This window comes from Microcoleus sp. OTE_8_concoct_300 (assembly GCF_031383065.1).
Lineage (GTDB): Bacteria > Cyanobacteriota > Cyanobacteriia > Cyanobacteriales > Microcoleaceae > Microcoleus.
Genome location: NZ_JANMZH010000351.1, coordinates 1 through 8,615, shown reverse-complemented (window position 1 = coordinate 8,615; position 8,615 = coordinate 1). Strand labels below are relative to the sequence as shown.

The following is an 8,615-nucleotide window of genomic DNA, read 5'->3' as shown; positions in this document are numbered from 1 at the left end:
TTGTAATTCTTTGACTTCAGGCGCGGTTGGTGTCCACAGAGCCGGTTTCATCGCCGCACAAAAACGAGCAATCAGTGCCGCATCTACGGAGTCAGTTTTAGTCCTCAGAAGTTCGCTTTTGGCAAACCCTTTAATCCGGGCCGGATTGACAATACTTACCTGAAAGCCTTCCCCATAAAGGAATTCGGCTAAGGCTTCGCCGTAAATGCTAGTAGCTTCCATGCAAGCATGGAGTTCGACTACATTTTGTTGTTTCAACCAGTTATGTAAACTCTCAAAACCTGGAGTATTGTTGGTAAACTTTTTGGGTTTAGTCGCAGGACCTTCTCTCAGTAATGAGACATGAAAGTCTCTTTTACTGATGTCTATGCCTAAGACTGTTGATGTCATTGTTTGCTCCCGATGTACTCCGATTTATAACAGAACCGACAGGCAATAGAAGACTAACCTTGTCAATGCAGGCTTTCCCGCTCAGAAGATCGAGAGCCTAAGATACCGCCTGTGCTTAAGGTGTGCCTGTCATCAGTAATGTCCGCTTATCTACGCAACAGACTTGCCTAAGTCTAAGGGGCGGGCCAACTTCACCGATTTCTGATGTCCGATCACAACACTTTCTGCTGAAACTTGCACTCTTACGCTACATTTTTCTTGTTTCTTTAGATTTACGCCTACTTGATCGAGCGATCGCCCACTTATCGGTACGATCGCCCACTTGTCGGTTCGATCGCCTGATTGAGCTGGCGATCGCCTGCTTGACGGTACGAGCGCTACACCAACTCTTTTAAGATACAAGGGGCGGGTTTTACGAGGGTATGTGCGATCGAGCGATCGCATCAATAAACCCGCCCGAAGCAATCTATAGCAGTCAGCAGTCACATTCATCTGTCATTAATTAATGGAACCTGAAATTTTACAGAAGTTACTCGAATCTGTGGCCGCCGGCGATGTCAGTCCGAGCTCCGCTTTAGACAAATTAAAGTATTTTGACTTTGAACAAGTGGGGGATTTTGCAAAAATTGACCACCACCGCACTTTAAGAACCGGTTTTCCTGAAGTAATCTGGGGGCCAGGGAAAACCCCAGACCAAATTGTTGAGATTATCGAGGCGATGCGGGGGCGAAATCCTGCTGTGATGGCGACGCGAATTGAATTGGAAGTTTTCGAGCAATTGCAGCAAAAAATACCCGATTTGTGCTACTACCAAAAGGCTCGAATTTGTGCAATTTCTGCTAATTCCCCAACTCCGCACCATCCGGGTACTGTGACTATCATCAGTGCGGGAACGGCGGATTTAGCTGTAGCAGAAGAGGCAGCAGTTACTGCCCAACTTTGCGGTTTTCAGGTGCGACGTTTGTGGGATGTCGGAGTTGCTGGCATTCACCGCTTGCTGAGCAACCGGCACGTAATTGCTGATGCTGATGTGTTGATTGCGGTGGCGGGTATGGAAGGTGCTTTGGCGAGTGTGGTTGCGGGTTTGGCAGATTGTCCGGTGATTGCTGTGCCCACGAGTGTGGGTTACGGCGCGAGTTTTGGCGGGATTGCTCCTCTGTTGACCATGCTCAATTCTTGTGCGGCTGGTGTAGGTGTGGTGAATATTGATAACGGGTTTGGTGCGGCAATTTTAGCTTGTCAAATTCTGAGAACTGCTGGCAGAGTAGGGAGAATCCGAGAAAGCGGGTAGATACTGTGAGAGAAAAATTTCCCTAAAATTTCCTAAATCTACTCATCGAGTACCCTAGAATCGCTGTATGAGTAAGTTAATCATTCTGAGGCAGCCGAACCCAAAGGAAAGTTAATTCCACAGGGCACCGCCCATGGTTACAGGCGCTACAATAGGACTCAAATGTTAAACCTATAGCGGTTCTCAAAAAAGTGAGGTATGCCCTATGCCCTATGCCCACGGAGGCCACGGAGGCCTATGCCCATGAGTACCTCATCTTTCGCTCGAAAGGCTATAAAACCCGATGCAGTAGAAGCCACAATAACAAACAAATAGTTACGGCACTCAAAGAAATCGCTCAAAAACTTTAATCAGTTATGTACGGCCTCACACTCGAATTAAAACTTAAAAACAAAGAAGGTAGTTTGATGGCGCGACATTCTGGTTACGGGAGGTTTTGCTACAATTACGCATTGGCTCTCTATCAGGGAGTTATATCAATTCCGGTTACACCGGAATTGATATAAGAGCGTCTAAAAATGCTCACAAACACTATCATATAATTGCCAAGATTCACGCCAAAACTGCTAATCAACGCCGAGATTTATTACAGAAAACTACGACAGAAATTAGCCCAAAATACACATTCGCATCGAAGATTTGAAGGTGAGCGGTATGATAGCTAATCACAAGTTAGCGGCCGCTATTTCGGATTGTGGTTTCTATTAATTTCGTCGCCACTTATCCTATAAATATTCTATGTATGGCACAAAATTTGAGTTAGTTGACCGCTGGTATGCCTCATCTCAAACTTGTTCAAACTGTGGTCCTGTTCAATCAATGCCATTAAAAGAACGAGTTTTCAATTGTCAACATTGCGGTGCAATTATTGAACGTGATTTGAATGTCGCGATTAATTTATAGCCTTTCGAGCGAAAGATGAGGTACTCATGGGCATAGGCCTCCGTGGCCTCCGTGGGCATAGGCCTCCGTGGGCATAGGGCATACCTCACTTTTTTGAGAACCGCTATAGCTCGTTAATCAGAATTAGTAAGATTAGTTTGGTCTGAAGTTACGCCGGTGGACAAGTTGCGAGCCTAGTCGCTTGGTAGATACAGTTCGAGAACGTTAAATCTACCGTGAATAGATTCTCGTCAAGTTTCATAGAACGGAATACTTAGAAGCGCCCTCGATCGGACTCGGCGATTGAAACCTATCCTAAACTTGCCTCTGGTTCCAGCAGAGGGGCACTAAAGAATACAGGCGGTATTATTAATGCCGGATTTGATATTACTTGGTGGTCAGCCAAATCGGATAAGCAGAAGAATCGGCAGCATTCAACTTTTGCGCCTGATAGCTCTTGCTAGTCCAAGTAGCCACTGTTTGCAGGCTTTCTGTCAAAGAACTTTCGCTGCCAAACGCTTCAAATCCCAAAGTCCACCACGCGCTGCCGTTAATGTTCAACTGAGTCAGTTCCACGGTGCAACCCTGGGGAATTGGGGCTTCCACAGGCACAGACATCAAGGAACCAGGGGCCGAAACTTGGTAAAGACGCTGCGCTCGCTTTTTCTTGACTGCCACCCACTTTCCTGTCGCCACAATATCCGCCGGTACCGGCGCCATCGTGTCGGCACATACCCACTTCAGCCACTTCTCGGCTTTGCCTTCCCAGCGGGTGCCGAACTGCATCGCCCCCAACTCTCCCTGCCGCCACTTTACCTCCAATGTTTTCCCCCGCAGCTTCACTCCCAAGTAGTCGCAGCCTGGTACTAGCAAATATATGTCTTCCCGCTCTTCGGCAGGCGAAAGATACCCACCCAGACTGTCGCTTCCAAACCATTGAGCGATCGATTTTGGCAGCGCACCGCTATAAAACCACCGCATTTCCAGACTGGCCCGCATAAATTTTTCCTCCATTCCACAATTTTCGTCAAACCCAGACTGGATTTGCCACACACCATCGACTTTTGCGCCTCTCAACTCTATCCTCCCCCCTCCGGGGCCCAGAGTCTACTGTCCACAGTCATACCCTTTTAAATTTTAGATTTTAGATTAAAGAATTGGGAAGGACTGATTCTATAAGGGTTTAGAGCTTGCCTACAGTTGCATTTTTTTGAGAAACTGGTGTCAGATCGAGGTCTTTAAAAAAAATTTCTCACAATCCTTTACATATCTTCATCAGTCTGTTACATTTATTTACAGTACACCAAAAGCAATTTAGGAAAAAAACATGACTAACAAAGGCTTAATGCTGGACGACCAAGGCAAAATGAACAATTTTGCGATCGAGCCGACAGTATACATCGATGACGAACCCCGCACCGGCTTCACCCCCTACGCAGAACGCTTAAACGGCCGCCTTGCCATGATTGGTTTTGTTTCTCTCTTGGCTTTAGAAGTTTCGACCAAGCACGGACTGATTAACTGGCTGACTCACCTGTAATTATTTTGTTAAAAATTAAACTATATGGCTATGGCTCGCGGGTGGTACACAAACGGCGATCCATAGCTTAACTATTTTTAGGCTCAAGGTTTGGTGAGACAATTAAAATTAAATATTTTACTGTTACCCTACCCGTAAAAAGAATGTTCAAACGAATTGCGGCAATACTTCTGGTAGTTCTGAGCCTGACCTTGACCAGTTGTGTATCTAAAGTTACCGGACTCAAAAGCTACGTTGATACTGGGGACGGCTATCAATTTCTCTATCCTAACGGCTGGCTGCCGATCGCGGTTTCTAACGGGCCAGATGTGGTGTTCCGCGATTTGATTCAGCAAACCGAGAACGTCAGCGTGGTAATCAGTCCAGTCGGGAAGGACAAAACTCTGGCAGATTTGGGAACGCCGACGGATGTGGGATACAAGCTCAGCAAAAGTGCGATCGCCCCGACGGATTCCGGCCGCGAAGCTGAATTAGTCAATGCTGAAGCTCGCGAATCGCGATCGAAAAGCTATTACATTTTAGAATACGCCGTTAAGTTGCCCAACCAAGAACGGCACAACTTAGCGAGTGTAGCCGTCAGCCGCGGCAAACTTTTTACGCTTAACGTTTCCACTACCGAAGAACGCTGGCCCAAGGTAAAAGAAGCTTTTGAGAACGTTGTTAAATCTTTCTCTGTTTATTAAGCTAAGCTTAAAAGTGACAGATGGAGCCTGCGGCTAGTGCGGTGCGAATTAATAATTGGCAATTGGTAATTGGGAAGAGTTAAAATTATAGGACGGAGGCAGAAACCGGGTTTTTTCACTAAAATTAGTAGTGGACCGCGAGGGTTTGCGGTTGAAAAACCCGGTTTCTTTATTCCCTGTGCGTCAATCCTGAATTATTAATAGCCAATTGCTAATTATTAAAAAAAACTCACACTCAACACTCATATCATGCCCGGTGGGAGCCTTGATGTATGGAGGGGCTGGTTGATAAACATCCGGGTTTTGAAATAAAAAATACTGGTGAACCAGCCCCTAGCAGATATCAAATTATACCATAACTTTTCACCCTGACCCGATCTCAAAACTTACCATTAGTATGAAGATTCCAACTTTTGTGTTAGCTTCAGCTTCTCCGGCGCGCCGCAGCCTGCTAGAAAGTGCCGGCATTAAAGCTGTGATTTGCCCCAGCGAATTTGATGAAGGGCAAGTACAAATGAGGGATCCCACTAAATTAGTGCAGGTTTTAGCAGAGGGAAAAGCTGAGGCTGTAGCTAAGTTTTTGCTGGCTAATTCTCACCCGCAAATCCCCAATCCCAAATCGTGTTTGGTGTTGGGATGCGATTCAATTTTGGTCATAGATGGTGCAATTCACGGCAAACCGAAGGATGCGGAAGAAGCAATCTCGCGCTGGCAGAATATGCGCGGTAAAGTTGGCGAACTCTATACGGGTCATGCTTTAATGGATACGAGATTCGATGACTTTGAGGAGACAATGGAGCGAGCGCTCATTCGCTGTCAAGTTACAAAAGTTCATTTTGCGAAAGTTACCTCGCGCCAAATTGCAGCCTACGTCGCTACCGGAGAGCCCCTCGCCTGTGCAGGCTGTTTTGCACTGGAAAGTAAAGGCGGCTTTTTTGTGGAAAAAATCGAAGGATGTCACACGAATGTGATCGGTTTGAGCTTACCTCTGCTGCGGCAAATGCTCCAAAAAATGGGATATGATGTGGCGGATTTTTGGCAATATTAAAAATTGTAGGCTGCGCAAGGCGCACCAGTTGAGTCTGTAGGGTGCGCAAGGCGCACCGGTTGAGTTTGTAGGGTGCGCCGAGGCGTACCTTACGCATTAAAGTTGGTAATTATCCTAGAGCGATTGCCCCTTCCGATAAAGATATAAACTGAAGTTGATCCGGCGAAACATCCTTCACCAAACCCAGAATATTTCCGGTACTAGCTTCTCGAATCACCGTCGCCTTAGTATTCAGGAATCTAAAATCAGCCGTTCGAGGCTGTCCCGGAGGATAAGGGCCGCTGCTATCGTAATCTCTGGCATCACCAATTGTCAAAAACCTTTCGCTCAAAACAATATCATTTCGCGTCAATCCAGACGCCAATCCAATTACATCACCTTCAGCCGCATTGTAATCGAGAATAAAATCTGCCGGCACTTGCTCGTCATTAAAATTGCTGGTTGAAGGGGGCTGTGTCGAACCAATTTCCCCGGAAGTTGCTCCCACTTCTCTGCGGAGGACAAACACATCTGCACCTTGACTTCCCCAAAGTCTATCAATTCCAGCATCACCGATTAGAGTATCGTTTCCACTCTCTCCTACTAAAGCATCATTTCCTTTACCGCCGCGAATAAAGTCATTCTCTGTGCCTCCGTAAGCGTAGTCATCGCCTTGATCCCCGCTGAGAATGTCGCTGCCGCATTCTCCGTAAAGTATGTCAAAATCTTGACCGCCGCGAATACAATCGTTGCCACAGCCTCCGATTAAAGTATCTATGCCGCTGTTACCGTTCATCCGTTCTGCTGCACCGGAACCTCTGACGAAATCGTTGCCGGCTAAGGCCCGCAAACCTCCCGGAGTATTGCCCAGAATTCCATTTGCTAATTGAACTGTGTCCTCATTGGGAGTAAGATCAAAAAAGTTGGGGTCGCTGCCTGGGTTTGGCAATGATCCTGTGACTAATTTGATGTTTGGGGGATCGGCAAGAATGGGGGCTGAATTTTCAGCTAAGACTCTAATTTCTCCTAAAGTTGTTTCTGACATCCTAGTTTCTCCTTTTTTGATTGACTTGGTTGATATTCTGATTTTAACAAAGGTTCCCATTAAGAAACTCGGCGTGAATCTGCGGTTTAAAAAATTAAATTACTGTCAAAATTGCCCCTGGTTATTCTGCAACAAGCCTAGCTTATTGACAGAAAACCGCCCAAATCCGCAAATATTTTGAACTGTGCAGCAATAATTCTGGGGATCGCGTACTCTATTACCCGTCAGCAGTCTGCGTGGGAAAACCAACAGACTGCTAATTGTCATCAAACCATGAGTTAAGTCAGGAACCGTTAATATGCTAGACACTGCGATCGAATTTATTAAAGCCAGAGAAATCCTCGACTCCCGCGGCCGCCCCACCATTGAAGCTGAAGTTTACCTAGCTAACGGGGTTGTCGGGCTCGCACAAGTGCCCAGCGGCGCGTCTACAGGCTCTTTTGAAGCCCACGAACTCCGCGACGGCGACAACAAACGTTACGGCGGCAAAGGAGTCCTGAAAGCGGTCGCTAACGTTGAACACAAAATTGCGCCCGCTTTGGCTAATCTGGATGCGATCGACCAAGCACTGGTAGACAAAACCATGATTGACTTGGACGGTTCCCCAAACAAATCCCACCTCGGCGCCAATGCCATTCTCGGAGTCTCCTTAGCCACAGCAAAGGCGGCCGCCGAGACTTTAGGACTCCCCCTTTACCGCTACTTGGGCGGGCCCTTAGCTAACGTTTTACCCGTGCCTTTGATGAACGTGATCAACGGGGGATCTCACGCTAACAATAATGTGGACATTCAAGAATTTATGATTGTCCCTGTGGGTGCGCCATCTTTTAAAGAAGCTTTACGCTGGGGTGCAGAGGTTTTTGAATCCCTGAGTAAAGTCTTAAAAGCTGAGGGTTTGCTGACTGGTGTGGGTGATGAAGGCGGTTTTGCGCCTAATCTTAAATCCAATCAAGCAGCTTTGGATTTGTTGATTGCAGCTATTGAAAAAGCTGGCTACAAACCAGGTGAACAAGTTGCTTTGGCTTTGGATGTTGCTGCTAGCGAATTTTACAAAGATGGGCAGTACACTTACGACGGTGTGGCTCATTCGCCTGCAGAATTAATCGATTATTTGGATGGTTTAGCCGCACAATATCCGATTGTTTCCATTGAAGATGGTTTGCATGAAGACGATTGGGACAGTTGGGTAGCGCTGACGCAGAAAATGGGTAGCAAAGTTCAATTGGTGGGTGACGATTTGTTTGTTACTAATCGCACGCGGTTGCAAAAAGGGATTGATTTGAAAGCTAGCAATTCGATTTTGATTAAGCTTAATCAAATTGGTTCTTTGACGGAGACTTTGGATACGATCGACCTGGGTAAACGGAACAGTTATCGATCGGTCATCAGCCACCGTTCCGGTGAAACTGAAGATACCACAATTGCTGATTTAGCAGTAGCGACTCGCGCCGGCCAAATCAAGACAGGTTCTTTGTGTCGCAGCGAACGGGTGGCTAAATACAACCGTTTGTTACGGATTGAGGATCAATTGGGCAATCGGGCAATTTATGCAGGCTCGATCGGTTACGGGCCCAAGTAAAATGTGGTAATGGGTAATCGGTAATCGGGAATTAACATCCTGTAGATACTGTCTTGAACTGTCAAGGGGTAGCAGTCAAATAATTGGGGTCGAAAGGCTTTTGGGATTTTAAAATCCCAAAAGCTAAATGCACTAACTTTCGCATCAAAGCACCAATCACCTGCATTTTGACTTGGCC

Annotated in this window: 10 protein-coding genes; 6 read left to right on the top strand and 4 right to left on the bottom strand. The window is 46.5% G+C overall.

The window, feature by feature from the left end; genetic code table 11:
• Together ACUVJL_RS16085 and ACUVJL_RS16080 are read right to left on the bottom strand one after the other, a co-directional pair.
• Window positions 1-390, bottom strand: a 390-nt coding sequence (locus ACUVJL_RS16085) for an IS110 family transposase (protein WP_445246769.1), incomplete at its 3' end; no start/stop codon positions are given.
• 150 nt (window positions 391-540) lie between these two features.
• Window positions 541-876: a hypothetical protein gene (locus ACUVJL_RS16080; protein WP_445246768.1), complete on the bottom strand. Its 336-nt coding sequence runs from the start codon at window positions 874-876 to the stop codon at window positions 541-543.
• A gap of 19 nt (window positions 877-895) precedes the next feature.
• On the opposite strand from ACUVJL_RS16080, the gene larB reads away from it, so the two are divergent.
• Window positions 896-1,681, top strand: a complete 786-nt coding sequence (gene larB, locus ACUVJL_RS16075) for a nickel pincer cofactor biosynthesis protein LarB (protein WP_445246767.1) — start codon at window positions 896-898, stop codon at window positions 1,679-1,681.
• Window positions 1,682-2,419: 738 nt separating this feature from the next.
• Window positions 2,420-2,584 (top strand): zinc ribbon domain-containing protein, encoded by a 165-nt coding sequence (locus tag ACUVJL_RS16070; protein ID WP_445246766.1) that lies wholly within the window; start codon window positions 2,420-2,422, stop codon window positions 2,582-2,584.
• A gap of 366 nt (window positions 2,585-2,950) precedes the next feature.
• Here the strand turns inward: ACUVJL_RS16070 and ACUVJL_RS16065 are convergent, their stop codons facing one another.
• Window positions 2,951-3,640, bottom strand: a complete 690-nt coding sequence (locus ACUVJL_RS16065) for a hypothetical protein (protein WP_445246765.1) — start codon at window positions 3,638-3,640, stop codon at window positions 2,951-2,953.
• Between the two features lie 250 nt (window positions 3,641-3,890).
• Here ACUVJL_RS16065 and ACUVJL_RS16060 point away from each other — a divergent pair, with 250 nt between their 5' ends.
• From ACUVJL_RS16060 to ACUVJL_RS16050, 3 genes are all read left to right on the top strand, one after another.
• Window positions 3,891-4,103: a high light inducible protein gene (locus ACUVJL_RS16060; protein WP_445246764.1), complete on the top strand. Its 213-nt coding sequence runs from the start codon at window positions 3,891-3,893 to the stop codon at window positions 4,101-4,103.
• A 143-nt stretch (window positions 4,104-4,246) separates the two neighbouring features.
• Window positions 4,247-4,786: a photosystem II reaction center PsbP gene (psbP, locus tag ACUVJL_RS16055; RefSeq protein ID WP_445246763.1), complete on the top strand. Its 540-nt coding sequence runs from the start codon at window positions 4,247-4,249 to the stop codon at window positions 4,784-4,786.
• Window positions 4,787-5,183: 397 nt separating this feature from the next.
• Window positions 5,184-5,834 (top strand): Maf family protein, encoded by a 651-nt coding sequence (locus ACUVJL_RS16050; RefSeq protein ID WP_445246762.1) that lies wholly within the window; start codon window positions 5,184-5,186, stop codon window positions 5,832-5,834.
• Window positions 5,835-5,943: 109 nt separating this feature from the next.
• Here ACUVJL_RS16050 and ACUVJL_RS16045 read toward each other — a convergent pair whose 3' ends face one another.
• Window positions 5,944-6,858, bottom strand: a complete 915-nt coding sequence (locus tag ACUVJL_RS16045; protein ID WP_445246761.1) for a calcium-binding protein — start codon at window positions 6,856-6,858, stop codon at window positions 5,944-5,946.
• Window positions 6,859-7,156: 298 nt separating this feature from the next.
• On the opposite strand from ACUVJL_RS16045, the gene eno reads away from it, so the two are divergent.
• On the top strand, window positions 7,157-8,437 hold the full coding sequence (eno, locus tag ACUVJL_RS16040; RefSeq protein WP_445246760.1) for a phosphopyruvate hydratase: 1,281 nt from the start codon (window positions 7,157-7,159) through the stop codon (window positions 8,435-8,437).
• Window positions 8,438-8,615 lie beyond the last annotated feature (178 nt).

Coding starts and splice junctions, on each gene's coding strand:
- larB (WP_445246767.1), top strand. CDS start 896: ATGGAACCTGAAATTTTACAGAAGTTACTCGAATCTGTGGCCGCCGGC.
- ACUVJL_RS16070 (WP_445246766.1), top strand. CDS start 2,420: ATGTATGGCACAAAATTTGAGTTAGTTGACCGCTGGTATGCCTCATCT.
- psbP (WP_445246763.1), top strand. CDS start 4,247: ATGTTCAAACGAATTGCGGCAATACTTCTGGTAGTTCTGAGCCTGACC.
- ACUVJL_RS16045 (WP_445246761.1), bottom strand. CDS start 6,858: ATGTCAGAAACAACTTTAGGAGAAATTAGAGTCTTAGCTGAAAATTCA.
- ACUVJL_RS16060 (WP_445246764.1), top strand. CDS start 3,891: ATGACTAACAAAGGCTTAATGCTGGACGACCAAGGCAAAATGAACAAT.
- ACUVJL_RS16050 (WP_445246762.1), top strand. CDS start 5,184: ATGAAGATTCCAACTTTTGTGTTAGCTTCAGCTTCTCCGGCGCGCCGC.
- eno (WP_445246760.1), top strand. CDS start 7,157: ATGCTAGACACTGCGATCGAATTTATTAAAGCCAGAGAAATCCTCGAC.